Below are 24,165 nucleotides of genomic sequence, written 5' to 3'. Positions count from 1 at the left end.
TCCAGGCTCGATACTATTCCTACCTTCTTCCAACTCCTCCTGATAGCGTAGCGTGGCGTTAGCCATACTTCTGAACTCCTAGCCCTCACAGATAACTTTTATGCCTAACGGCACGCTCTTCGCGTTCAGCAAGCCCTACTTAATACTTCAAATGAGACGCGTTCGATCTAAATCTGATTTACCGGAAAAAATCTGTGCAGTTTGCCAACGTCCCTTTAGTTGGCGCAAAAAATGGGAAGATTGTTGGGATGAAGTTAAATATTGCTCAGAACGTTGTCGTCGTCGCCGTTCTGAGGCTAAAGGAGATAAGTAATAGGGAATTGGTGATTGGGAAGATAATTGACAATTTATAACTGATAACTGATAACTAATAAGTATTTAAGCTACTCAAACGCAAATAAATGATATTACAAGTACAACCTAAATTAATTATTCATGGAGGGGCTGGAAGTTCTCTCCAAGGTAAGGGAGGATTGGAGGCTGTACGCAACTCGCTCTCCACAATCATCGCCGAAGTCTACTCTTTATTGCTTAAGGGTACAAATGCTTCAGAAGCCGTAGTCCGGGGTTGCCAAATGTTAGAGGATAATCCCCGCTTTAACGCTGGTACAGGTTCGGTATTACAATCTGATGGTCAAATCCGCATGAGTGCTTCTCTGATGGATAGTACGTCAGGGCGTTTTAGCGGTGTGATTAATGTTTCACGGGTCAAAAACCCCATTGAAATGGCGCTATTTCTGCAAAACTCTCCAGATCGGGTATTGTCTGATTATGGTTCAGCGGAGTTGGCACGAGAGCTACAAGTTCCTAGTTACAATGCTTTAACTGATTTGCGGCTGAAAGAATGGATGGAAGAACGTCAAGATAATTTTAAAAGGACAATGGCCGGGGTGGTTGCAGAACCGGAAATAGCAGAAAGCAGTAATGCTGGCAGAGGTACGATAGGTGTGGTGGCTTTAGATAGTTATGGTCAGTTAGCTGCTGGTACTTCCACTGGTGGTAAAGGCTTTGAGCGCATTGGTAGAGTCAGTGATTCTGCTATGCCTGCGGGAAATTTTGCTACCAAATATGCTGGAGTTAGCTGCACTGGAATTGGCGAAGACATCATTGATGAGTGTTTAGCTGCCAAGATTGTTATTCGGGTTAGTGATGGAATGTCTCTGCCAGAGGCAATGTTGCGCTCATTTACTGAAGCTAGTAAGAATGATAGAGATTTGGGTGCGATCGCTCTTGATGCTACTGGAACGATATCCTATGGTAAAACTAGCGAAATATTACTGGCCGCCTACCACAATGGCGAAATAATTGGCGATACTTTGGAATGGAATGATGGCCAATTGATTGGTTATTGTTGATTTTTCTACAACTATTGTAGAGACGTTCAATAAAACATCTCTACAATATTTTCATCCTATGTCTATTTTATTGAACGCGAGTCAGTTGTAGTAACTCTTGGGGAGATGCCAGCATATCGATCGCAACAAAGAAGATTTTTCCTTCGGGATTGATAAGGAAGCGCCATGCAATATTCATACCCACTGTGACACCAAACCAAGGTGTTTGCACTACACCTGTGATTTTTAGCTGTTTGGAGCCATCTCCACGAACTTCACAGATACCTTGTTGTGGCATCATATTGAGTCCTTGGGCTTCTTCACGCATATATTTAGCGATCGCCTGAGTGCCAATAATTGGTTTTTGGAATGGTGGTTGTAGCGCACCATCAGGGGTGAATAAAGCGATCGCAGCATCAAAGTTATCTGCATTCATTGCTTCAATGTAGCCCAATACCGCTGGCTCTGTAATACCCTCAATCTTGACTGAAGAAATGGTAGGAGTTGTCCGTTGGAAAGCAGGTTCAGAATCTGATTTTGGGTAACTGCTAGGAGCAAGTTCAGAAGTATCAAATCCCATGTTGACTACTGTGTTACGCAGTACTGTGATTTGTTGACCTTGATCAAGTTTCTGGGTTGCTTCCAGTACTACTTTCACGCCAGGAGACATTTGATAACCCACTGGAATAGGAGTGACAAGACCCTTTTTCATCAATTCTCCTAACTCATACCAAAAAGCCAGTTTGGTATTAACACTGAAGAATCCGTAAGAACGGCTGATAGGAGTGTCAGCACGACTAGCAAGATCGCGCATGACTTTTGTTTGCTCTTCAGGAGACATGAGCTTAATTTGGGTGAGCAAACTTTCTGCTAGTTGCAGACGTGCGGCTCCAGGTGCTGCGGGGGTAATTGTTTTACCCATTTCGGTGTACGCATACCAGAGATAAGCAAGTTGATCATCTACATTGAGTTGATCGAATAAGGCGATCGTTGCTGGAATTAAGCTAGGAACTTGAGTGTTAGAAAAAATACTTTGAGCAGATTGGATAGTCAAGGTCATAATCAAAATCTCCAATAATGTTTGTTAATTTGTAGCTTTCAAAATTCCCACACAGAACCTTTAAGCTGATAATGTTCTGGTCAAAACTGCTGCTGGCACACACTAAGTCTATTTACATAGGAGCCTCAGCTACACTAGGGACTGTTATGCACATCAATATTTAGTTTAACCTGAAGGTATGGGTTTACCTTTGCTGGTTCATAATTAAACTGCACTTAATTTATGCAGTTCTTTGATTAGCGATTTATCTTTATCTGTAAAGAACTGTAACAATATCAAGAACTTTTGTAAAGTTACTGATATTACGAGTTGACAAAAATACCTAAATATGTTATTGAACTTCACATTAATAGTGGGGGATTTTTTAATAATAGGACTTACGCACAAGCCACGGAAGAATGAACCACGTATCCCTTACGGGACAGTAGGGATAGGAAAGAGGGTTTGAGAGATATTTTGAGTAAGTCCTGAATAAGTAGGTGGACGTGAGATACAGTAGAATTCAGGAGTCAGGAACACACTCTAAGAAACTGCCGACAGTGAAAAATTAACCAATTTAGCAATAAGTATAGAGATTTGGTTAAACTAAAGCTAATTTCTACTAAATAAAAATATTTATGGAAAACAACTTGGGCAATTATATTGAACTTACTCCTGGAATTCGTAGTGGTAAGCCGCGTATCACTGGAACAAGAATTACAGTTGCTGATGTTGCCATTATGTATCTTCGCATGGGGCATTCTTTAGAAGAAATTGCTGGTAAATATCAGCTTTCACTAGCATCAGTTCATGTAGCTATAGCATTTTACTATGAGCATCGGGACGAAATTGACCAGCAAATTGCTAATGCAGAAGCTTATGCTGAAACAGAAAGTCTCAATAGTCCTTCGCTGTTACAGGAAAAACTCGATGCTATAAGAAAATATGCCTAGACGCATTCAATTTCACCTCGATGAAAATGTTGATCCTGATATTGCTTTAGCTTTGAGACAGGCTGGTATTGACGTGACGACTACACAGGGGGCAAATCTTTTAGCAAAGAGTGATCAAATGCAGTTAGATTTTGCTAACGAACAGTCTCGCGTGCTAGTTACACACGATGATGATTTTCTGATTCTCAATCATCAAGGAGTTGATCATAGTGGCATTGTTTATTGTCGTAAAGATACAAAATCCATTGGTTACATCATTCGGATGCTGATCTTGCTTTATGAAGTCGCTACTCTTGAGGAAATGAAGGATAGAATTGAATATCTGTAAAGAAGCAAATAGTTGTAGTTACTGCCAATTAGGTACAAGAACAGATAATTGATTTAATTGATAAAATAAACATTCATCAAATTTCTGCGTAAAAAGGTGCGTTAGGAACGCACCCTACAAAATTTTTCTCACTCAGGATTCTGTATTTTTCTTACGCCAACCTGGTTTTACAACTTGACGACTCCGCGCAATTACCAAAGAATCATTAGCGACATCTTCTGTCACCGTTGAACCTGCGGCTATGTAGACATCATTGCCCACAGTAATAGGTGCAACTAAAACACTATTAGAACCGGTTTTGGTGCGATCGCCTATTCTTGTCCGATGTTTCTTCACACCGTCGTAGTTTGCAGTAATTGTTCCCGCACCGATATTGACCTGAGTTCCGGCTGTAGTATCGCCTAAATAGGATAAATGAGCTACATTAGTGCGATCGCCCAATTGCGTGTTTTTCAACTCCACAAAATTGCCAATTCGACAATTAGCACCCACTTCTGCATGACCACGCAAATGAGCATAAGGGCCAATCTTAGTTCCTTTCTGGACAAAGCTATCAGTGATTACTGAATATTGAACAGTCACATTTTGACCCAAATCGCTATTTTCAATTAAACTCCCAGGGCCAATGCGACTACCGGACTGAATCACAGTCTTACCTCGCAAGTGGGTTTGAGGTTCAATAATTACATCTGGCTGTAATTCCACCGTTTCATCAATAGTAATACTTGCCGGATCAATCAGCGTCACACCTGCTAACAACCATTTTTCCTTAATGCGTCTTTGTAGAATATCGTTAGCTGCGGATAACTGCAATCTATCATTAATTCCTAAAATTTCTTGATAATCTTTCACATCTACAGCCATCACTTTACCAACTTGGGTAACAGCATCTGTGAGATAATATTCTTTCTGGGCATTATTGGCTTCTAATCGAGGCAGAAACTTTGCTAAATCTGGCCAACGGAAACAATAAATCCCGGCATTAACGCGGCTATTTTCTTTTTGGCTAGAAGTGCAATCTTTATCTTCAACCATTTGTTGCACAACACCATCACTATTACAAAAAACCCTGCCGTAGCCTTGAGGATTTGATAACTGTGCAGTCAGAATAGTACAGGAATTTTGGTTTTCTTGGTGGGTTTGTAAAAGATCTTTCAACGTTTGAGTACGCAACAAAGGTACATCACCATTCAAAATCAACAAATCCCCAGTATAATCTTCCAAATGGGGAAGTAATTGCTGAATAGCATGACCTGTCCCTAATTGTACAGTCTGTTCTACAAACTCCAATTCAGGAATTGACACCAAAGCAGTTTTCACTTTTTGAGACTGATATCCAACAATCACTAACCTTTGTGAAGGTGAAAGAGGTTCGACGCTTTCAATAACGCGCTCAACTAAAGATTTTCCACCTAAAGAATGTAAAACTTTAGGCAGATTTGATTTCATTCTAGTTCCTTTTCCTGCCGCGAGAATTGCTACAACAACCATAACTAAATATCAGTAAATTACAATGAACAATCTTTTTAGTATTTTCCTAATCAGACTCAAATCATATCAGCTAATCATCACAAATAAAAATATTCATACAACTCAATAGATGAGAATATATAAATAAAACTTACGCAAGAACTCTCCCTTTCCTCTTATTCATCTGTGTCCTCTGCGGTTAGTTATTCCTTGACTTGTTCTCAGTTTTCCATACCCACCTTTTTTTCCACTGAGAGGTAGATTCTAAAACAGAAGCTTTTTGCTCTTGTTGTCGTCGCATAATTATAACTTCAGCAGCATCTCTCAACTGAGGATCACGATAAGGAATAGCCGCACGAGTTTGTAAATGTTCTTTTTCCTCTTCCGAAAGAGGGGGAATGGGGATCATTTCTTCCTCCTCATCTCTTGGATATGCAGCTATAGTACCAGGTGTATTCCTTCCTATGGGTGTCGTAGAACCTATAACCAAGCCAGCGGCTAAAAGTGCAGTGCGTGTAGCCGCAGCGCAGGAATAAGTCGCTATTAAACCATTTTGATGTAAACACAATGCGAGTTTTTGTATAAATTCCACAGTCCATAACTGCGGACATTGTGGTGGTGAAAATGGGTCAAGAAAAATAGCATCAGCTTGGAAACCTGACTGATGTAGTATCTGAATTGATTCTCTAGCATCACCTATGAGTAACTTTGCTTTCAAGCGTTCTGTATAAGATTGATGCTTAAAAGCTAGTTCGCTCAAGATTTGCCTAAACTCGTAGTCCCAATCATAGAATATACGCTGGTTAATGGCTGCTTTGGGTACTGCTGGATTTATTTCTAAACCAATGATTTCAACATAACAAATGGGATTTGCTTCCCAAATTACCTGTAAAGCAGCGGCTGTGTTGTATCCTAGACCATAACAAACATCTAAGATCCTAACTCTTCCATTTCCGGCTGCTTTCTGCACTTGACTAGGAAGTACAAACTTCAAATAAGTCTCTTGTCTAGCACCAAAATGGCTGTGAAAAGCCTCGTCAAATTCTTCCGAAAAGAAGGTAAAAGAACCATCTTGTGTTGGTTGGGGTGTAAAATTATCTGGATCTGATATTTTGTTCATCATACTAAACTAATAATTAATCACTAATGATTACCTCAGTTGTTGTTTCTCCTAAATGGTTATTTGAACATCTTAACGATTCCCAAGTTGTAATTGTTGATTGTCGCTTTTCTCTAGCTGATTCGCAATTGGGACAAAAGCAATATCAAGAAGGTCACATAACTGGATCTTACTATTTAGATTTAAATCAAGATTTGTCCAGTCCTGTGAGAGAACATGGAGGAAGACATCCTTTACCTAATATCAGCAATTTAGCTGATAAATTAGCGGAAATCGGGGTTAATTACCAAAAAACTTTGGTGGTCGCTTACGATGATTCTCGCTTGGCGTTTGCTTCTCGTTTATGGTGGTTATTACGGTATTTAGGACATGATAAGGTAGCCGTTTTAGATGGGGGTTTTGCTGGTTGGCAAAAGGCTGGTTATGCTGTCTCAAAAGTGATTCCAGGAAATAAAACAGGGGAATTTGTGCCGCAATTACAAGCACATACTGTTGTAGATTATACTTATGTCAAAAATCGCAAAGATCGTCCAGATGTAGTTTTGGTAGATGCAAGAGAGAGCGATCGCTATCGCGGAGAACGAGAACCCATTGATAAAATTGCCGGTCATATTCCCGGTGCTGTAAACTATCCCTGGCAAGAAGTAACCGACGCTTCTGGTTTTCTACTCCCCCAATCAGAACAACATCAACGGTGGAAACAACTAGAAACAGCTAAAGAAATTATAGTTTATTGCGGTTCTGGTGTAACAGCTTGTGTCAATTTACTTTCTTTAGAAATAGCAGAAATTCCCACAGGTAAACTCTATGCTGGGAGTTGGAGTGATTGGATAACTTATTAGTTATTGGTAATTGGTAATTGGTAATTGGTGATAAATTTTAAGCTCAAAAATTACGTTGACTTAGTTAGCCTATAGGAGGGACTATTACAAATTACAAATTATTTAGAATCTTCCTAATTCAAAACCGTAATTAACACTAAAGAACCAACCGGAAAAATCAATATTTGGAATTGTAGACCCACCAAAATTAACACCCCCTTGCAAATTCAAACTATTTGTGTTGGATACACGGTAATTTAAATGTCCAAATAAACGATGAAATTGGTCTTCTCTGTCGCGTTGGGTATAATCTGATAAGTTGAATTGGTAGTTCAAACCAACTTGTAAGGGTTTTTGCAAGTAATAGCTTAAAGAAAGCCATAAAGAATTTACTAAACGACTTCGCCTGTCTGGATCAGAAAAGTTCACACTCAATTCATAAAGGCTATCTAATGTCAACTTATCTGTGAGTTTCTCCCGTCTTCCCAAAGATAGCTGCACAGAATTTTCATTTAAAAACCTATCTCCGGCTGCAAAGAAATCACTATTATTAGAATAAAATAATTGTTGATTACTCAAACTAAATTCCGCATACATTTCCCGCGATATTTCTTGATAAAGACCCAGATTGAATTGTACCTGATTATAATTGAATTGTGATTGGTCTAGATGACGAATCAAACTGCCATTAATTGAGCCATTTAAATAAGTATTAGATCCGATGGGAAAATACGCTGAAGCTAGTGTCAGTCCAGAAAAAATTAAACCATCTTTTATTTGATCTTCATTAGTAGAAAAAATATTACTTGTTTGGAAGTAGCCGACATTACCCCTTAAATATCCTATGGGTTGAAATTGATCTGCGGGTTTATCTTGCGGTGGTGGTATTTCTGGCAATGGTCTTGGTCGCACTCTTAATATTAATTCCTGTTCTTCATTTGCTTCCCCAGAGGATGGTTCTTGTTCTTCCAGAGACTGGGAAAGTATCTGTGTTTTCCCCATATCATCTATTGAAGCTTGATTTAATCGTTGTGCTGCTAATTTAGGAGATAATCGAGAAACATCATCAATTTGGTTGTTTGTCTGAACTAAACTAAGTTGCTGTTGATTCTTCCCTGATTCTTCCCTCTGTCCTGGCTTGATTTCAGTGGTTAGTGATTCTATATTTGGCGGTGTTTCTGAGTCTATAATCTGTAACTCACTTGTTTCCTGACTTTTTTCTAACAAGGCTAAATCGGTTATATTTGATATTAAATGTTTTTGATTTACTTTTGTTTCTGCTTGGGCAGAACAACTTCTGTTTATACCCATACAACAGCATTGTCCACCACTAAAAACTAACAAAATTGCCAATAACAAATTTTTTCCTATCTTGGTTTGCATCTTGTATGGTGTTGGTTGCAGTTAGCCTTATGTATCATTGTTATCTAAAATTTATATACAGCTAAAGTATATTTTTTTATAAGTAACATAATTTTATAAGTAACATAAATTTAATAAAAAACCAAAATTATATGATATATCCTTTCCCACTCTAGTAAGATACAAAATTACCCCTCCCCAACCCTCCCCTTGGTAAGCTACGGTGTACACACAAGTACTATCTGCGAGGGTTTTAGGCGTTATAGACACCTTGAATTGTCATTACGAGCGGAGCGAAGTAATCACATCATCCGTGGTTTTGCGATTGCTTCGTCGTTCCTCCTCTCTACGAGACGCTAACGAGATCGCAATAACAGGCATCCAGAGCGATCGCACCACCTCAAGCTAGATGACAAAACCAAGTACTAGTAGAAATTTTAAGACTTGTGTGTACACCGTAGCCTTGGTAAGGGGAGGGTGCGCGACAGGGCGGGTGGGGTGTATTTCATGAGCTTGGGAATTGCTATATATGACTAAGTTTTGTACCAGAAATTTAAACCTAGCCATAAAAATTGCCGCTTGTTGGTTGCAGAGAGACTTAGAATAAACGGAATTGGTTAAAAAAAATTTAATTAAATTATTGATTTTAAGTATTCATACTATAAATGGTATCAGATTATTAGACATAATATATAAAAATTAACCAAGTTATTACTAGTTTAGGACTTACGCACTGAAACGAAATCGCGTTGTTCTGAGCGTTAGTCAAGAGCCTGTAATCCTCATTCTACCGTTACTAATCTACCTGAGTGCGTAAGTCCTATAGTTAAGTTGAGAGAAAATTACCAATATTATGTTTAATAAATTTTTACCTCAGTTGGTTTTGGGTTTATGGGTATTTACCGTCTTACCTTTTGCACATCTTGCTAAAGCTATAACCCCTCTGACCAAAGGAGAAATTCAGCAACTCCGTAATATGGTGCAGCTGATTCCTAAAAATAATTCTCTGACTCGTCCTGCACGAAAATCAGATACCATAAATCCTGGAGATGCTTTATCTACTGGTCGAGCTTCCCTAGCTGATTTACGCTTTAATGATGGTTCTGTAGCTAGGGTTGGGGAACAAGCGGTATTTAGATTTTTGCCGCAAACACGAGATTTTACACTAACTAATGGCACTGTCCTTCTACTCATTCCACCTGGAAGAGGACAAACACGTATTAGGACACCGAATGCAGCAGCAGCAATTCGCGGTTCAGCATTATTTGTTCGCTATAACAAGGAATCCGATACGACGATTATTGGTGCGTTAACAAATAGCGGTATTGAAGTTGCTAACAAGGAAGCTTCGCAAAATGTTGTTCTGCAAGCAGGACAATTAATGGTTGTAGTACAAGGTGAATTTCAAGGACTATACGATTTTGACTTGAAAAATTTTTATGACAATAGTGATTTAGTACGCGGATTCGATTTAAATAGGCAAAATTCTACGTCCATACCAGATCCAGAACTGGCAAGTATTCAAGCTGAGACTATCGCAGCTTTAGCAGCACAAAAACCAATTACAGGACAGGGATTAATTGATAATCCATCTTTTTTAAATAAAAATTTTAATCCTCGTAATTCCTCTGAGAATAATGGTGTTGGACGTGATCAAAAGAGGAATAACCGTCCTTCCAGAGACAATTCAGCAAGAGACCCTATTAGAAACAATCTTCGTGTTCCTATAAATACTTTTATCCAAACAGGAGAAGTCATCAGGGAAAATAGACAACGCAATAACCCTGGAAATTCTGATGGTGTTCCTGGTGGAGGTAATACCAATAACCCTGGAAATTCTGATGGTGTTCCTGGTGGAGGTAATACCAATAACCCTGGAAATTCTGATGGTGTTCCTGGTGGAGGTAATACCAATAACCCTGGAAATTCTGATGGTGTTCCTGGTGGAGGTAATACCAATAACCCTGGAAATTCCGATGGTGTTCCTGGTGGAGGTAATACCAATAACCCTGGAAATTCCGATGGTGTTCCTGGTGGAGGTAATACCAATAACCCTGGAAATTCCGATGGTGTTCCTGGTGGAGGTAATACCAATAACCCTGGAAATTCCGATGGTGTTCCTGGTGGAGGTAATACCAATAACCCTGGAAATTCTGATGGTGTTCCTGGTGGAGGTAATACCAATAACCCTGGAAATTCTGATGGTGTTCCTGGTGGAGGTAATACCAATAACCCTGGAAATTCTGATGGTGTTCCTGGTGGAGGTAATACCAATAACCCTGGAAATTCTGATGGTGTTCCTGGTGGAGGTAATACCAATAACCCTGGAAATTCCGATGGTGTTCCTGGTGGAGGTAATACCAATAACCCTGGAAATTCCGATGGTGTTCCTGGTGGAGGTAATACCAATAACCCTGGAAATTCTGATGGTGTTCCTGGTGGAGGTAATACCAATAACCCTGGAAATTCCGATGGTGTTCCTGGTGGAGGTAATACCAATAACTCTCCTAATTAAAGGAATGGAGTGTCAAGTTGAATTCATTCATCTATCTTCACGGCTTTGCTTCTAGCCCTAAATCTACCAAAGCACAGGATATAAGCGATCGCTTTTCCCAAATTCACATCAAGCTGAAAATACCCGATTTAAATGCCGGCGATTTTTCTCATCTGACAATTACCCGTCAGCTAAATCAAGTCGCTGCTGAATTTCCTGAAGATGATTCTGTCCCTGTAACTCTGATTGGTTCTAGTTTGGGTGGTTTGACATCTGCTCATTTAGGGGAAAAATTCCCACAGGTACAACGCTTGGTTTTATTAGCACCAGCTTTTGGGTTTTTATCCCATTGGTTGCCCAAGTTAGGAGATGAAACGCTGCAACGTTGGCAACAAGACCAATATCTCTTAGTACACCACTATGGGGAAGAGCGATCGCTACCCCTAAGTTATAATTTCCTCACCGATGCTGCCCAATACCAAGAAAAAAATCTCCAACGTCCCATTCCCACCTTAATCCTGCACGGTAAACAAGATGATGTGATTCCGATTACGGCTAGTCGTGAATTTGCAAGTTCCCGTCCTTGGGTAGAATTAATAGAACTTGATAGCGATCACGCTTTGGGCAATGTTACAGCCGAAATTTGGCAAGCAATTTGCTCATTCTGTCACTTAGGGATTGGGTGAAGATGAGGGACAGTATTGAGTTTTCTTCTGCCCCCTGACTCCTGCCTTCAATTACGAATTACGAATTACGAATTACGAATTATGCTTCCATTTATTCGCTCAGATTTAGCCCAATTTACCGCTTACAAACCCCACCCCAGTAGTACTACAGCAGAACCCGTTGCCACGCAATTTGATCGGCTGGATACTAATGAAAGTCCCTATGATTTGCCAGTGGAAATCAAAGAAAAATTGGCTTGGACTTTTCAACAAGTCATTGAAAGCAATCGTTATCCTGATGGTGGACATGAAACACTCAAAGATGCGATCGCACAATATGTCAATGAGTCAGCTAATCTTTCATCCTCTCTTGTGACTGCTGCAAATATTTCCGTCGGTAATGGTTCCGATGAACTCATCCGTTCTCTATTGATTGCCACCTGTTTAGGCTCTGAAGGTTCTATTTTAGTTGCCAACCCCACTTTTTCCATGTACGGGATTTTGGCGCAAACCTTGGGCATTCCTGTAGTGACTGTGGGTAGAGATGAAAGCAATTTTGCAATGGACTTAAAAGCGGCACAATCTGCCCTGGAAGCCACACAAAATCCTCCGATTCGGGTAGTTTTTGTTGTTCATCCCAATTCCCCAACCGCCAATAGCTTAACTGCGGCTGAATTGACATGGTTAAGAAGTCTACCAGAAGAGATATTGGTAGTTATTGATGAAGCTTATTTTGAATTTAGCCAAACTACCTTAGTTGGGGAATTAGTACAGCATCCTAATTGGGTAGTGCTACGGACTTTTTCCAAAGCTTTTCGGTTAGCAGCCATGCGGGTAGGTTATTGTGTGGGTCATCCAGATGCGATCGCTATTTTAGAAAAAGTTCGTCTCCCCTACAATCTCCCCAGTTTTTCCATTGCTTCCGCCTTAGTAGCTTTACAAAATCGCCAGCTTTTACTTGCGTCAATTCCCCAAACCTTAAGTGAACGTAGCAAACTCATCACGGTTTTATCTTCACACCCAGCATTAGCAATTACAGCCAGTCATACCAACTTTATTTACCTGCGTCTCCAACCAAATTCTTCTCACCCAGCAGACACTACTTTAAAAAATCTCAACCAAACACTCAGAAATCAAGGAACTCTTGTGCGCCTACTTCCCGGTGGAATGCGAATTACCGTAGGAACACCAGCCGAAAACATCCATACCCTCAATCGACTGCAAACTGCCTTGGCAAATCTGGAATCTTATTAACTACTGATGATTATTCATATAATCATCTAAATCACTGCCCAAACGTCTCACTATTGCTACCGTTTGCGGCAGCACACCTACTAACATAGCAAAAGCCACATCTGGCAGATCAGCAACTACATCAGCAGGGAAATACTGTTCAAATTGATCGAGAATTTTCTGTACTCTCTGACTAGAAACAGAGTTTTCTGTAATTTGTTTGATTAAACGAATCCATTGTCGTCTAATCAAGTAAGCTTTTTGACGATCTTCATAAGATTCAGCATCTAATAAAGATAAATTACCTATAGGTAGTACAAATTGACAATCGCTATCACAATCACCACCTACCACTGCTCCTGGCCCAGCAAATTCTGCATGATAGGGTTTAAATAAAATTAACCCATTCCGCTTACGACTATTCACAATAAATACTTTTCCGCCATGCACAGACGCAAGAATATTAGCTCCATGCGATACCTGCTGCGAACATCGCCATTTCTCAGTTCCATCTCGCATGACAAATTTGTCCAGGAAACTAGTTTCAGGGCAATATGTTGATAGCATCATAGTCTGATAGCGTCGGCGTTGTTCGCTATCCATTTTTTCTCAAATTTTTGATAAAGGTAATAGGATTCTGCACTTCTAGACTTCCATGAACTGGCTGTTTAATTAAATTAAGCGCCTGATTTTGTTATGTTCAAGAACTTTTTGGAGATGTCTAAGTAGATTATTAATGACTAAATTGGTGTTGTTCAAAATTATATACCCATATATTATGGAATCTAACTGAATTTGTCTCCAACAGCAGGAGACTTTTTTAAAGTTTTTGTAAAGATTAAAATGACAATGCAAAGTTATCATAAAGATTTCCAGAAATGTTAACCCATGAAACCACATACAGCAGAATTTAGGAGTCAGGAGTAAAACTGGCTTGGTATCTGGCTTTGAATTTAGATTCTGTACCGTATGCCTACGCTACGCTATCGGCTAACGCTCACGGCGAGGCCTCATTGATATACAATCCGCTGCATAATAATTAGTTAAAACGCATACACTTTAGACATTTAGATGGGCATTAATGACTGGCGTATAAATACTACCCTAGTTTTAATTAATACCGTTTGAATGCAAATAAGCATAATAAAATTTATAGTTTTATACTTACCTATATCCGTGTCACGTCTCGCTGAAAAGCATCACTTGCCAGGTGTTTATGCAAAAAAATCTGCCGCGAGGAATTGAGGAAAAAAGTGTTCCAATGAGATTCAACCTTATTTACCCGATATCCCAGCTTAAAATAAAGTTGCCTTGCTTGATAGTTATTTTCTAAAACATGGAGATATAAATCTTGAAACCCCCAATCTTGGCAGACTTGTTCACAGCTAATAAGTAAACTGGAAGCCAAGCCATATCTACGATATTGGGGATCAACAGCTAAATTAGATAAGTAGGGAAAAGACTTGTGAACATTTGCCCAGGAATCACTAAAGCGTATACCCAGTTCTACAGTTCCCAGTATTTGATCAGTTCCACTTATACTGCTGTCAACAGCTACCAAACAAACGTGATGAGGTGTCCTTGCAGTGAGACGATATCTTAAGTCTTCATAAATTCCCAAACGAAATAATGGAAAAGCCCATCCCCATAAACCTTTTTGGGAGTGAAAACTTTCAGAAATTATTTGAGCAATGCCAGGGAAATCAGCAGATGTAGCCGCACGAATTTGGATTTGCCTGGTATTGGGAATGCAAGCATCTGTAACTGACTTTTGGTAGTGTTGGTGGAAGAACCAGGATTTCAAAGCGAGTTTAGGATTAATTGGATTAAACGATAATTATCTTAAATTATGCTCTTTTACTTTGCTTAATCAGGTTAAAGACTCCCGTTCAATATTAGTATGGTTTAACGGTCTACAATGACTCAGGGATCTAAATGCCCTTGTAATCGAACCACCTGCCAACCTGCCTTTTTCAAGCTATTGACCGTAGAAAAACAAAGTCTCACTTGAGGAAACAATGTCTCTAAAGAGACTTACCCTGCGGGAAGCTTACATTTTTGGACTAAAGCCACAGAGCTTTCAGGTTGCATTTTTATCAAAGATGAGTGGTATCTTTAGTAAACAACTAGTTGACAGTGATTTAGTCAGTGTGAATACCAACCCTCATGGTTGAGCAACTACTATGAGAGTAAAATCAAGTCTTCAGCATCTTCGATCCTCAATTTACCTGACTTCAGCACCTGTCTGAGTGCTAGTTATGAGTATCAACTGCGAAACAAGTACTTGTTTAATAGTATACTTTAATTTTAAATATCACTATTGTAATATTCATTGCTATATCATGACTATCATAAGTAAAATTGACCGCCAAGTGTTAGTGCAACTGCTGGAATGGGAAAACTTAATATACCGCTTTATGGTGGGTTTTTATCCAGATGGAAGCGCTTTATGTAGTCCAAGGAGGTTATAAAAGGAGATGAGGAAAGATTTTCTCAGTAAAAATTAACATGATGAATCAAAAATGACGCTGGAATCAACTGTATTTTACCTTTTTGACCAGTTAGTACCAGCTATTTACAATTATTGTGAATAAACACTCTTATACTTAGTAGTCATGTGGCCTAACAGTTTTTTGGTCGAAATGCTCGAACCTTACCTGAATCAGAAATATATTGACCTGATCAGACTATTCTTTATCCGACTGCCGTTGCAGCAGGAAAGCGGTGCATGACATCACAAGCAAACAGTAAGCCGAAAATTTTAGTTGTCGATGATGAACCAGACAACCTTGACTTGCTTTACCGCAGTTTCTATCGCGAGTATCAGGTCCTGAGGGCTAACTCTGGTCCAGCAGCGCTGGAACTGCTGGCACAAGAGGGAGACGTATCCGTGATCATCTCAGATCAACGGATGCCAATGATGAGCGGTACAGAATTTTTAAGTCTGACAGCAACTCAATACCCAGATATTATCCGAATTATTTTAACTGGCTACACTGATGTCGAAGATTTGGTGGAAGCCATTAACTCTGGCAAAGTATTTAAATATGTTACTAAACCTTGGGAAGCTGAAGAACTTAAAGCAGTTGTACGCCAAGCTTTGGACACACATAATGTCCTGAAAGCCAGAACCCGTGAACTCACTCGCACACTCCGTAGAGAATCGCTGCTGAATACTGTCACTAATACCATCCGTAGCGCTTTAGACTATCGGCAAATTTTGCAAACCATTGTCGATACGGTGGGGCATATGTTAGAGGTGGATGTTTGCCTGTTACGCCCCTTCCAAGATCAGCAGTTGGCAGATGAGGGATTTACTTACCAAAAATCTGCTCAACCGCCAGTCCAAGATCATGGAGAGAGTGATTCTTATTTACCTCCAAACCAACCCGATGGGAAGTTGCCAGATGAGGGTCTAGACTCTATTATTCCCCTGCCTCTGTTAGTTCAGACAGTGTGGGAAACTGGTGAAGTACAGGTAATTTACGATGTGGTTAATGATGAACGCATTCAAGGAAATGCAGAACGTGCTGAAGCTTTCAGAACTGCGAATATTCGTTCTAGCTTAGTTGTGCCGCTGATCTGTCAACAAGAAGTTAGAGCAGTATTAGCCTTACATCAGTGTTCCCAAGTCCGAAGTTGGGGAGATGACGAGGTACAACTAGTATCAATTGTGGCTGATCAGGCTGCCTTGGCTTTATCTCAGGCTTATGCTTATGAGGAAGTGGAAGCTTTAGCAAAGAGAGAGGCTTTGATTAACACTATCACTAGGGAAATTCGCTCTAGTTTAGACCCACAAGATATCTTTTCAGCAATAACCCAACGACTGGGACAAGCTTTACAAGTTGATGGGTGTGTTCTGTCTTTATGGACAGAAGAAGATGAATTTGTTCAATGTGTGGGTTTGTATGATAGTTCTCAACATTTAGACAATCATCCCAATAATAGTAAGCATCGCTCTTTAACTCCACAATTACCGATTTCCCAAGCCCCCATTCGCAAGAATCCGATTCTGCAAGAAATATTAAACACCCAAGAACCAGTGGTAATTACGGACATTACCCATTCTTCATCAGATGTTCAAGCTTTTGATTTACCTTTAAAAATGCGACCGCGATCGCTGATGGTTGTGCCTCTATTGATTGAGGGTAAATGCATTGGTAGTATTACTCTGAGGGAAGGAAATAAAGTTCGTAAATGGTTGACATCAGAAATTGAACTATCTAAATCAGTAGCAGCCCAAGCTGCGATCGCAGTACAACAATCACGGTTGTACCAAAAAACTCGTGAACAAGCTGAACGCTTAATAGAACTAGATAGACAAAAAACCGAATTTTTTCAAAATATCTCCCATGAATTTCGGACTCCTATCACCTTAATTCAAGGACCTCTAGAGTCGGTGGTAGAAAATGGTGAAGGGTTATCCCATGCCCAAAGTGCGATCGCACTCCGCAATTCTCGCCGTCTCCTACGCTTGGTAAATCAACTACTAGATTTACAACGTCTAGATGCTGGCAGAATGCAGCCTAGTTTCCGCCCTTGCAATATGGTCGAATTTATCACCCAAATTGTGGAATCATTTCGACTTTACTGCGAAAAAAAAGGGCTGCAAGTCCTCACAGATTTACTAGAATGTCCGACAGTCTACTTAGATATGGAAAAATTTGACAAAGTAGTTTATAACCTGCTGTCAAATGCCATGAAATTTACACCTGATGGAGGTATCATCACCGTCAGATTATATAATGAGGGCGATAACTGCATACTGCAAATCCAAGACACAGGAATTGGTATTCTTCCTGAACAAATTCCCCACCTATTCGAGCGATTCCGTCAAGCAGAAGGCTCCGAAAATCGCACCTATGAAGGAAGCGGATTAGGTTTATCCCTAGTTAAAGAACTAGTGGAACTACACGGTGGCCAAGTCACAGTACAATCAGTTTATGGGCAAGGTACTCAATTTAGCTTAAGGCTGTTGACTGGTTCAGATCACTTACCCGCAGAACAAGTACTAGAAGCACCATCTGAACTGAATAATAACCGTGCCAGTATAGAATTAGCCGACTTAGAACAGGTAGAGTCAGTTAGAGATAACCCAGAACTGATCACCAAAAATTTATCACCCAGGTTAGAAACTCTAGACTCTAACAAACAAGTTCAAAATAATGATCAATCAATCTTAGTTGTAGATGACAACCGAGATATGCGTTTCTATGTGGCCGACATCCTCAGTCACAGCGGCTATCAAGTACTGACCGCTCGCAACGGTTACGAAGGGTTTAGTTCAGCACAAGAAAATCGTCCCAACTTGATCATCACTGACTTAATGATGCCCTTGGTAACTGGACTAGAAATGATTCAGATGATCCGCAGTCAAGACCAGATGCGAGGTACACCAATAGTTTTGCTGACAGCAAAAGTTAATGAAGAAACTCGCATTGAAAGCACAGAATATGGTGCGGATGCCTATTTAGCTAAACCATTCAATGACCGCGAACTTCTAGCAGCAGTCAGGAATCTTTTAGCCCTGAAGGAAAATGAAAAACGGGTGTTGGAATTAAACACCTACCTCACAGAATCTGTTCTCAAACGCTTTTTGCCATCTGCACTCGTAAAAAAAGCTGCCGCTGGAACTTTATCTCTAGACTTGCGACCAGAACCCCGCTTGGTTACAGTATTGTTTAGTGACATTGTTGGTTTCACTCAACTATCCAATACCCTCAGATCCCGAAAAGTAGCAGAGGTGCTGAATGAATATTTAGAAATCATGACCAAAGTGGTTTTTAATAACGGCGGTACTGTAGATAAATTTATGGGAGATGCTATTTTAGCCTTGTATGGAGCGCCAGAAGAACTAACACCTAATGAACAGGTACGTCGGGCAATCAATACAGCTAGAGGAATGCAAAAAGCCCTGATTCAGTTAAATCATCGTTGGTTAGAACAAGGTATATTCGAGACTGACGGCAGGAATGGAGTACAATTTCGCTGTGGTATCCACCAAGGCACAGCCGTTGTGGGAATGTTTGGGAGTGCCGAACGGGCAGACTATACAGCGATTGGACCAAGTGTGAATATTGCTGCTAGATTGCAAGCTGCCGCTGTACCTGGGAACATTTTGGTTTCTGCTGCCGTCGCAGATTATTTGCAGGAGGAAGAAATCACTAAAGGCAGTCCATTGGAACTTAAAGGTATAGATGAAACAGTTCTCACATTCGTAGTTACACCAGAATTATAGATTTTCATACTGGATTACAGCAGAAGTCAGGAGTCAGAAGTCAGGAGTACAACTGGCTTTGTTTATAGGTTTGAATTTAGATGTTGTACCTCCTAACTACACAAACTGCTGTATGTTATCTAACTATTGCGTGGAAAAATTAGGCGCAATACTTCACGCATCGTGTCTAGCGACTGTTTGACACAGCCGTAAAGAGTGAATTGCTCTTGGGAATCGCCGTCTTTTTAGAGTGGAAATGTCAAATCCAGTTTTAAGTTCACTATGACACCATCAGTTACAGATAAATCTCCAATTTCTGCGACAGGCTGGAGGAGACATACTGATCCACCTTTTTTGTGGATTGTTTTATTTATAAGTTCAGTTTCGCTACACCTGTTAATTTTTTGGTTGTTACGCTCATCTAATGAATTTAAACCTTGGATTCCCCAATCTAGTCAAGCTGAAATTCCGGTTGATTTGATAGATATTTCGCCTCAAGTACAATCAACCACCAAACCTGATTCAACACCTACAACAGTTACATCAAAATTTTCTTCGTTACCTCAACAGTCTGTCACAGCATCTTTACCAAAAATCGCGCCTACCCCTAATAATCCAGATGATGGCGTTATAAATCCTGATTTTAATCTCTCACAGCAAGGTGAGAGCAAAAATACTGAAGTTAATAATCAATCAGTTACGCCTACACCGAATCCCACAGCGCAAGCCACACCCGTTGAGACAATTCCATCACCAAGTCCTACAGCGAGTCCTACGGCGCAAGCCACACCCGCTGAGACAATTCCATCACCGAGTCCTACAACACAAGCCACACCTACAGCTACACCCGCTGAGACAATTCCATTAAATGACCTTCCCTGGAATCGCCGTCAAGAAGTCAAACTCGGTCAGGGAACTCTATTACCAAACGATTTTCCCTCAGATTCACCAACTCCTACTCCAGAAGATTCGCCAACTCCTAATCCAGAAGATTCACCAACTCCTACTCCAGAAGATTCACCAACTCCTACTCCAGAAGATTCGCCAACTCCTACTCCAGAAGATTCGCCAACTCCTAATCCAGAAGATTCCTCAACCCCAAGAGGAGGAGGTGCGATAGCTAACGTTGCTCCCATACTAAAAGATGAAGTCAACGAATTAAGAGAACAACAGCAATTAAGAGTTGATGCTTTACCTGATGTTTTGGCAGAATACCAAGGTAGTCGCACCAAGGAATTGGAAGTAAGTTTTTTACCCGGAGATTCTGAACTCAAGCCAGCAAATATATTGGCTAGTTTAGTAATTGATAAAAATGGTAACTTTGAGCAAGCGATCGTCATCAACATCGAACCGGCGATACTCAGCAGTCAAAAAAGCATCTATGAGCAAGCACTTAATGATATTTTTAGGCAAGAGAGCTTTCTTGCTGCCTATAATCTAGATGGTTCAAAACCAGATTTGAGTAATTTGTATGTGCGGATTAGAATTGAGCCAATAAATTCCCCATAAATAGCTTGTAATTTTAGAAAAGCTATGTTAAAGTTATTTAGCTAGAGATATGCGGGTGTAGTTTAGTGGTAAAACTTTAGCCTTCCAAGCTAATAATGCGGGTTCGATTCCCGCCACCCGCTTTGAATGAAAGAACTAGTTTATCAGGGGTTTTGCTAAATCCAAAAACTGTTTACCTTTGTTCTGAGAATCAGCTTACCCCAAAAATGCCCCAATCAATAAAGCACTAAAAAAGCAGTTAAGTAAATTTAATCTTAACTGCTTTTTATATTAGATTTAGTTATGTAGTCTATTTATCAGAACTGCTACTACAGATTAAATGCCCGTTCTATATTTGCTTGTCCCTGCTTAATCAAATGCTCGCCGTAGGCATGACTAGAAGCGCCTTGTAAATATCCTATTGCTTCTCTTAAAAGTATTCTTGCTTCTGCATCCTTTTCTACCTGTAGCAACTCTTCTAATGAGATCGCATGATCTAAATATATTGCTGATTTATTTTCGTAAGAATCAGCTAATTGTTGTAGGTTCATAGTCCGATTACCCTATTGTTATTGTGGAAAACTTGTTAAGCAGTTTAGAGACGTGCTTAGGTCACTAGACTAATTAGCTTGATCTCTCAATAACCGTTCTCTAACCTCGCGCTCTAAATCTTCTACGGTCACATCTTCCATAGTTTGCTCACCGTAGTATCCAGTCCAGTCATAGTTTGCTAATGTTGGTTCACAGCCAAATTCTCGCCATATTTCTTGATATTCTTTAATGTGATCATCCTTCATTCCTAACTCATCACAGATTTTTGCTTTAGTTGCACCTAATGAAGCTGATAAGTAAGAGGATTCAAAACACCACGCTTCTGATATTCTCGCCACAATCCAGTTGATCAAATCGTTATATCCGGTTTCATTCTGCCAAAGGTACTCTAAAAACTGAATCTCAACTTCTTTAAACTCTGACTCAATGTAATCTTGGCAGTCTTCAAAAGTTCCCCAGTCACTAGCAGAATAATCTTTAGGATTGGGAGGTAAGTTTTTAATAATGTTGGCTAGTTTTAACTTCAGTTGTTTAACTTTTGCAGATTTAACAAACTTGTTAATTTTGTCTTGCTTGGTAATAAATCCAGTTTGAGTGATTAGCATAATTTTCTGAGTGTAAAGTTAGTTAGTATTCTAAGCAGTTTCAAGACTTGCTAAGGTCACTAAATTAATTAAGCTTGCTCTTTAGATCCTGCTTTGATTTATTGCTTTCTAGAATTTTTCTCCATTCAACTAATGAAACTTCTCTACCAGTGGAGGACTCAATCAATGTTTGCTTATTCATAATCTGTATTTATTGGATATCCTTTATATGCACACTATAACAACTATATTTAATTTGTGCAACTATTCCAAAAAGATATTTTTTATATGCACTGTCTGAACCAAAACTATGATTTTTACCAGACAGCAGACAGGAGACAGCAGACAGAGAATAGACAGAACCTTTATTTAATAGCAGTTTCAAGCCTGTCTAACCAGACAGACAATAAAAAACCCCTGTCTAGCAGACAGAGGCTTTATTTTAAGTATTCAGGTTTTAACTATGCTCAGTCTGGAGTATATACAAGAATATCCCCAACAGAGCATTCTAAGGCTTTACAGAGTTTATCTAGAGTATCCACAGGAATACTTTTAAATCTACCATTCTCGATCCGTTTAACTGAATGAGAAGTATGTCCAATCATATCTGCTAACTGGTTTTGGCTAAAACCTTTATTCTGTCTTGTTTCTTTCAATTTAATATCAATCATATTTCTAAAATATCAATAAATATCAACAATATATCGAGTATATCTGATATCTGTATCTAGTAGCAATAATAAGTTTTAATTATGCCCTTTCCAGTAGGTGCATAAGAAAGTCTATTAAAAAGAATTTTTGAATATACTACATATCCCCTACATTTGTGTTATACTAAATGTATCGAACTAAAATAGATGATTCATAAATTATTTATAGGATATGAATCAGTTATTAAGAAGTCACGAATCAAGCAACTCATAAGCCTTGTATAGCAGTAGTTCTAACGATTTTTGACTATTAAAAACAGCTATTTTTGAACGATAACTGATTGATTAATGTTTTTAACTGATTGATAACTATAGGATTGGTATATGGCGAAAACTGCAAAATCTGGACTGGCTATTGATTCCCCTGGTTTCTTCACTGATTTACCGATAAACAAGTCTCACCTCTCAGAGCATTTTGGTGTAGCTCGTTCAACTATTTGGGCTTGGCATAAAGTAGCCTATTATCGAGTTCCCAACTTTAAAGAAGCTTATCCCCTGAAGGCAGATGGAAAAATTGATAAACTTGCACCGTTATCACCTTGGCAAGCGTGGGTACTAAGTTTAATCGGTCGGTTGTTTAAACTATACGGAACTGAAGAGAGAGTAAAGTTTTATATTCAACAGAACCCCGATGATTTTTCTAGTTACACATTTAAGGTTGCAGCTAAGAACATCTGGAATAGTAAGTAAAAGTTACATCAAAGTTACACACTATTTTTTTAAGGATTAAAACCATGTCTAACATCACCATTAAAGAAATTTCTAAGCAACTGAAGATAGATGAAGATATTATCAGATTTGGTTTAGCCGAACGTTACCCCAATAGCTACGACTCTATAAAAGAGATTCCATTATCTGAATATGAAGTAATAGCAGAATCTTTAAAATTAGCTGCTGTATCAGGTGTCAAACAGTTAGCAGGTAATGTACAGCAATCAGAAGCGATCGCTCTAAACACTAATTCTGATTTACCTACGGAAGTTAAACAGCAATTAGTATCAGGTGTGGTTAATTCTCTATCAGATTTTTATGGTAGTTACCATCTATCTATCTCAGAAATTAGCCAAGCCTTAGCTTATGTTTCAGCACAAAAAGTAGTAAGTGATTTTACAACTATCCACAGCGAAACAGTACGACATGGGTTAGAAACTTATTTAGATGATTTTTCTAACCAAGCTAGTGAAGCTGCACAGTTAATTATGGCAGTAGACGCTAAAGACTTCTTAGCAGAAAGAGGTATCAATCCTCAAGGTGAAAAAAAGTCTATAGCTCAACAGAAGGCGAAAACCACAGCAACCGCAATATTTTCTGGTTCTTCGGGTGTTTTTATGGAAAACCTGGTTCAAAATCATTGAAAGCCTTATTGTGTAGACATTTCATTTAAAATATGGGCATAATTGTTTATAACCCTTACCCCATAAGGATTTTGTTATAATCAATCCTCAATCACCATAAAAGAGACGCAAGAGCCTATTTTCTTTACTGAATCGGTAAATAATTTAGCTTCAAAGATAGCGAGAACTGATACCCGCTATCTAGCATCCCTAGCTTTTATTAAAGAAGAACGGAGTAATAAACAAATGATCGAAGTTTGCACATATACCGGAATAGCTACGCTCTCATTATTATTTGGTTTAGCAGTTGCCATTAATCCACTAGGAGCAGGTTTACTCGGTTTAGGAGTTTATGGCTATGCAGCACAAAGAAGATAACCAGACCCTACCAGGGAAGGAATATAAAGCAGTTCTGTTAAAACCCTGGTTAGTGCTTATCTGTATTCTTATACCCTGTACTT

The 24,165-nt window shown here is 39.4% G+C and carries 23 protein-coding genes and 1 tRNA gene; 15 read left to right on the top strand and 9 right to left on the bottom strand.

What is annotated here, in order from left to right; all coding sequences use genetic code 11:
* The first annotated feature begins 151 nt into the window (after positions 1 to 151).
* Together ACOWPH_RS21710 and ACOWPH_RS21705 are read left to right on the top strand one after the other, a co-directional pair.
* Positions 152 to 313, top strand: a complete 162-nt coding sequence (locus ACOWPH_RS21710) for a DUF2256 domain-containing protein (RefSeq protein WP_081593725.1) — start codon at positions 152 to 154, stop codon at positions 311 to 313.
* Positions 314 to 401: 88 nt separating this feature from the next.
* Complete coding sequence (locus tag ACOWPH_RS21705) at positions 402 to 1,355, top strand: isoaspartyl peptidase/L-asparaginase (protein WP_015217461.1); 954 nt, start codon at positions 402 to 404, stop codon at positions 1,353 to 1,355.
* A 67-nt stretch (positions 1,356 to 1,422) separates the two neighbouring features.
* On the opposite strand, the gene ACOWPH_RS21700 is transcribed toward ACOWPH_RS21705, so the two are convergent.
* Positions 1,423 to 2,394: an orange carotenoid protein N-terminal domain-containing protein gene (locus ACOWPH_RS21700; protein WP_015217460.1), complete on the bottom strand. Its 972-nt coding sequence runs from the start codon at positions 2,392 to 2,394 to the stop codon at positions 1,423 to 1,425.
* 617 nt (positions 2,395 to 3,011) lie between these two features.
* On the opposite strand from ACOWPH_RS21700, the gene ACOWPH_RS21695 reads away from it, so the two are divergent.
* Both ACOWPH_RS21695 and ACOWPH_RS21690 read left to right on the top strand, forming a co-directional pair.
* Positions 3,012 to 3,326, top strand: coding sequence for a DUF433 domain-containing protein (locus ACOWPH_RS21695; protein ID WP_015217459.1), 315 nt, complete (start codon positions 3,012 to 3,014; stop codon positions 3,324 to 3,326).
* On the top strand, positions 3,319 to 3,654 hold the full coding sequence (locus ACOWPH_RS21690; protein WP_015217458.1) for a DUF5615 family PIN-like protein: 336 nt from the start codon (positions 3,319 to 3,321) through the stop codon (positions 3,652 to 3,654). The genes ACOWPH_RS21695 and ACOWPH_RS21690 overlap by 8 nt, the downstream gene beginning before the upstream one ends.
* 132 nt (positions 3,655 to 3,786) lie before the next feature.
* On the opposite strand, the gene glmU is transcribed toward ACOWPH_RS21690, so the two are convergent.
* Both glmU and ACOWPH_RS21680 read right to left on the bottom strand, forming a co-directional pair.
* Complete coding sequence (gene glmU / locus ACOWPH_RS21685) at positions 3,787 to 5,145, bottom strand: bifunctional UDP-N-acetylglucosamine diphosphorylase/glucosamine-1-phosphate N-acetyltransferase GlmU (protein ID WP_015217457.1); 1,359 nt, start codon at positions 5,143 to 5,145, stop codon at positions 3,787 to 3,789.
* Positions 5,146 to 5,323: 178 nt separating this feature from the next.
* Positions 5,324 to 6,244 carry a tRNA (5-methylaminomethyl-2-thiouridine)(34)-methyltransferase MnmD gene (locus tag ACOWPH_RS21680; protein WP_015217456.1) on the bottom strand — a complete coding sequence of 307 codons (921 nt, stop codon included), beginning with the start codon at positions 6,242 to 6,244 and terminating at the stop codon, positions 5,324 to 5,326.
* Between the two features lie 26 nt (positions 6,245 to 6,270).
* Between ACOWPH_RS21680 and ACOWPH_RS21675 the strand changes: the two genes are divergently transcribed.
* Entirely contained in the window at positions 6,271 to 7,086 is an 816-nt protein-coding gene (locus ACOWPH_RS21675) for a sulfurtransferase (RefSeq protein WP_015217455.1), read from the top strand.
* A 102-nt stretch (positions 7,087 to 7,188) separates the two neighbouring features.
* On the opposite strand, the gene ACOWPH_RS21670 is transcribed toward ACOWPH_RS21675, so the two are convergent.
* Positions 7,189 to 8,448 carry a hypothetical protein gene (locus tag ACOWPH_RS21670; protein ID WP_015217454.1) on the bottom strand — a complete coding sequence of 420 codons (1,260 nt, stop codon included), beginning with the start codon at positions 8,446 to 8,448 and terminating at the stop codon, positions 7,189 to 7,191.
* A 202-nt stretch (positions 8,449 to 8,650) separates the two neighbouring features.
* Between ACOWPH_RS21670 and ACOWPH_RS21665 the strand changes: the two genes are divergently transcribed.
* The 4 genes from ACOWPH_RS21665 to ACOWPH_RS21650 all read left to right on the top strand — a co-directional run bounded on the left by ACOWPH_RS21665 (position 8,651) and on the right by ACOWPH_RS21650 (position 12,840).
* On the top strand, positions 8,651 to 8,836 hold the full coding sequence (locus ACOWPH_RS21665; RefSeq protein ID WP_422665622.1) for a hypothetical protein: 186 nt from the start codon (positions 8,651 to 8,653) through the stop codon (positions 8,834 to 8,836).
* 444 nt (positions 8,837 to 9,280) lie between these two features.
* Positions 9,281 to 10,942, top strand: a complete 1,662-nt coding sequence (locus ACOWPH_RS21660; protein ID WP_015217453.1) for a FecR family protein — start codon at positions 9,281 to 9,283, stop codon at positions 10,940 to 10,942.
* 17 nt (positions 10,943 to 10,959) lie between these two features.
* A complete protein-coding gene (locus ACOWPH_RS21655; RefSeq protein WP_015217452.1) occupies positions 10,960 to 11,607 on the top strand; it encodes a YqiA/YcfP family alpha/beta fold hydrolase in 648 nt (215 codons plus the stop codon).
* A gap of 81 nt (positions 11,608 to 11,688) precedes the next feature.
* Entirely contained in the window at positions 11,689 to 12,840 is a 1,152-nt protein-coding gene (locus ACOWPH_RS21650) for a histidinol-phosphate transaminase (RefSeq protein ID WP_015217451.1), read from the top strand.
* On the opposite strand, the gene ACOWPH_RS21645 is transcribed toward ACOWPH_RS21650, so the two are convergent.
* Together ACOWPH_RS21645 and ACOWPH_RS21640 are read right to left on the bottom strand one after the other, a co-directional pair.
* The gene (locus ACOWPH_RS21645; protein WP_015217450.1) at positions 12,841 to 13,422 is read right to left on the bottom strand and encodes a hypothetical protein; all 582 of its coding nucleotides are present in this window, start codon (positions 13,420 to 13,422) and stop codon (positions 12,841 to 12,843) included. It abuts the gene before it with no gap.
* Positions 13,423 to 13,987: 565 nt separating this feature from the next.
* On the bottom strand, positions 13,988 to 14,623 hold the full coding sequence (locus ACOWPH_RS21640; protein WP_015217449.1) for a GNAT family N-acetyltransferase: 636 nt from the start codon (positions 14,621 to 14,623) through the stop codon (positions 13,988 to 13,990).
* A 924-nt stretch (positions 14,624 to 15,547) separates the two neighbouring features.
* On the opposite strand from ACOWPH_RS21640, the gene ACOWPH_RS21635 reads away from it, so the two are divergent.
* From ACOWPH_RS21635 to ACOWPH_RS21625, 3 genes are all read left to right on the top strand, one after another.
* Positions 15,548 to 19,057: a response regulator gene (locus ACOWPH_RS21635; RefSeq protein ID WP_015217446.1), complete on the top strand. Its 3,510-nt coding sequence runs from the start codon at positions 15,548 to 15,550 to the stop codon at positions 19,055 to 19,057.
* A gap of 261 nt (positions 19,058 to 19,318) precedes the next feature.
* Positions 19,319 to 20,545 (top strand): hypothetical protein, encoded by a 1,227-nt coding sequence (locus ACOWPH_RS21630; protein WP_015217445.1) that lies wholly within the window; start codon positions 19,319 to 19,321, stop codon positions 20,543 to 20,545.
* A gap of 51 nt (positions 20,546 to 20,596) precedes the next feature.
* Positions 20,597 to 20,667 (top strand) — tRNA-Gly (locus tag ACOWPH_RS21625).
* A gap of 186 nt (positions 20,668 to 20,853) precedes the next feature.
* On the opposite strand, the gene ACOWPH_RS21620 is transcribed toward ACOWPH_RS21625, so the two are convergent.
* From ACOWPH_RS21620 to ACOWPH_RS21610, 3 genes are all read right to left on the bottom strand, one after another.
* Positions 20,854 to 21,075, bottom strand: coding sequence for a hypothetical protein (locus ACOWPH_RS21620; protein ID WP_015217444.1), 222 nt, complete (start codon positions 21,073 to 21,075; stop codon positions 20,854 to 20,856).
* Between the two features lie 69 nt (positions 21,076 to 21,144).
* Complete coding sequence (locus tag ACOWPH_RS21615) at positions 21,145 to 21,681, bottom strand: hypothetical protein (protein WP_015217443.1); 537 nt, start codon at positions 21,679 to 21,681, stop codon at positions 21,145 to 21,147.
* A 446-nt stretch (positions 21,682 to 22,127) separates the two neighbouring features.
* On the bottom strand, positions 22,128 to 22,331 hold the full coding sequence (locus tag ACOWPH_RS21610) for a helix-turn-helix domain-containing protein (protein WP_015217442.1): 204 nt from the start codon (positions 22,329 to 22,331) through the stop codon (positions 22,128 to 22,130).
* A gap of 363 nt (positions 22,332 to 22,694) precedes the next feature.
* Here ACOWPH_RS21610 and ACOWPH_RS21605 point away from each other — a divergent pair, with 363 nt between their 5' ends.
* From ACOWPH_RS21605 to ACOWPH_RS21595, 3 genes are all read left to right on the top strand, one after another.
* The gene (locus ACOWPH_RS21605) at positions 22,695 to 23,060 is read left to right on the top strand and encodes a hypothetical protein (RefSeq protein ID WP_015217441.1); all 366 of its coding nucleotides are present in this window, start codon (positions 22,695 to 22,697) and stop codon (positions 23,058 to 23,060) included.
* A 44-nt stretch (positions 23,061 to 23,104) separates the two neighbouring features.
* On the top strand, positions 23,105 to 23,725 hold the full coding sequence (locus ACOWPH_RS21600) for a hypothetical protein (protein WP_015217440.1): 621 nt from the start codon (positions 23,105 to 23,107) through the stop codon (positions 23,723 to 23,725).
* Positions 23,726 to 23,950: 225 nt separating this feature from the next.
* Positions 23,951 to 24,082 (top strand): hypothetical protein, encoded by a 132-nt coding sequence (locus ACOWPH_RS21595; protein ID WP_015217439.1) that lies wholly within the window; start codon positions 23,951 to 23,953, stop codon positions 24,080 to 24,082.
* Positions 24,083 to 24,165 lie beyond the last annotated feature (83 nt).

It is taken from the genome of Anabaena sp. PCC 7938, assembly GCF_049315035.1.
Taxonomy (GTDB): domain Bacteria; phylum Cyanobacteriota; class Cyanobacteriia; order Cyanobacteriales; family Nostocaceae; genus Anabaena; species Anabaena cylindrica.
The sequence above is the reverse complement of the archived record's forward strand: the minus strand, read 5'-3'. Positions and strand labels throughout refer to the sequence as shown.

Bases quoted from the DNA above. Each gene is read 5' to 3' on its own strand.
- ACOWPH_RS21705 (WP_015217461.1), top strand. From the start codon at position 402: ATGATATTACAAGTACAACCTAAATTAATTATTCATGGAGGGGCTGGA.
- ACOWPH_RS21700 (WP_015217460.1), bottom strand. From the start codon at position 2,394: ATGACCTTGACTATCCAATCTGCTCAAAGTATTTTTTCTAACACTCAA.
- ACOWPH_RS21630 (WP_015217445.1), top strand. From the start codon at position 19,319: ATGACACCATCAGTTACAGATAAATCTCCAATTTCTGCGACAGGCTGG.
- ACOWPH_RS21600 (WP_015217440.1), top strand. From the start codon at position 23,105: ATGTCTAACATCACCATTAAAGAAATTTCTAAGCAACTGAAGATAGAT.
- glmU (WP_015217457.1), bottom strand. From the start codon at position 5,145: ATGGTTGTTGTAGCAATTCTCGCGGCAGGAAAAGGAACTAGAATGAAA.
- ACOWPH_RS21675 (WP_015217455.1), top strand. From the start codon at position 6,271: ATGATTACCTCAGTTGTTGTTTCTCCTAAATGGTTATTTGAACATCTT.
- ACOWPH_RS21650 (WP_015217451.1), top strand. From the start codon at position 11,689: ATGCTTCCATTTATTCGCTCAGATTTAGCCCAATTTACCGCTTACAAA.
- ACOWPH_RS21620 (WP_015217444.1), bottom strand. From the start codon at position 21,075: ATGAACCTACAACAATTAGCTGATTCTTACGAAAATAAATCAGCAATA.
- ACOWPH_RS21595 (WP_015217439.1), top strand. From the start codon at position 23,951: ATGATCGAAGTTTGCACATATACCGGAATAGCTACGCTCTCATTATTA.
- ACOWPH_RS21710 (WP_081593725.1), top strand. From the start codon at position 152: ATGAGACGCGTTCGATCTAAATCTGATTTACCGGAAAAAATCTGTGCA.
- ACOWPH_RS21670 (WP_015217454.1), bottom strand. From the start codon at position 8,448: ATGCAAACCAAGATAGGAAAAAATTTGTTATTGGCAATTTTGTTAGTT.
- ACOWPH_RS21610 (WP_015217442.1), bottom strand. From the start codon at position 22,331: ATGATTGATATTAAATTGAAAGAAACAAGACAGAATAAAGGTTTTAGC.
- ACOWPH_RS21605 (WP_015217441.1), top strand. From the start codon at position 22,695: ATGGCGAAAACTGCAAAATCTGGACTGGCTATTGATTCCCCTGGTTTC.
- ACOWPH_RS21680 (WP_015217456.1), bottom strand. From the start codon at position 6,244: ATGAACAAAATATCAGATCCAGATAATTTTACACCCCAACCAACACAA.
- ACOWPH_RS21635 (WP_015217446.1), top strand. From the start codon at position 15,548: ATGACATCACAAGCAAACAGTAAGCCGAAAATTTTAGTTGTCGATGAT.
- ACOWPH_RS21645 (WP_015217450.1), bottom strand. From the start codon at position 13,422: ATGGATAGCGAACAACGCCGACGCTATCAGACTATGATGCTATCAACA.
- ACOWPH_RS21690 (WP_015217458.1), top strand. From the start codon at position 3,319: ATGCCTAGACGCATTCAATTTCACCTCGATGAAAATGTTGATCCTGAT.
- ACOWPH_RS21695 (WP_015217459.1), top strand. From the start codon at position 3,012: ATGGAAAACAACTTGGGCAATTATATTGAACTTACTCCTGGAATTCGT.
- ACOWPH_RS21660 (WP_015217453.1), top strand. From the start codon at position 9,281: ATGTTTAATAAATTTTTACCTCAGTTGGTTTTGGGTTTATGGGTATTT.
- ACOWPH_RS21615 (WP_015217443.1), bottom strand. From the start codon at position 21,681: ATGCTAATCACTCAAACTGGATTTATTACCAAGCAAGACAAAATTAAC.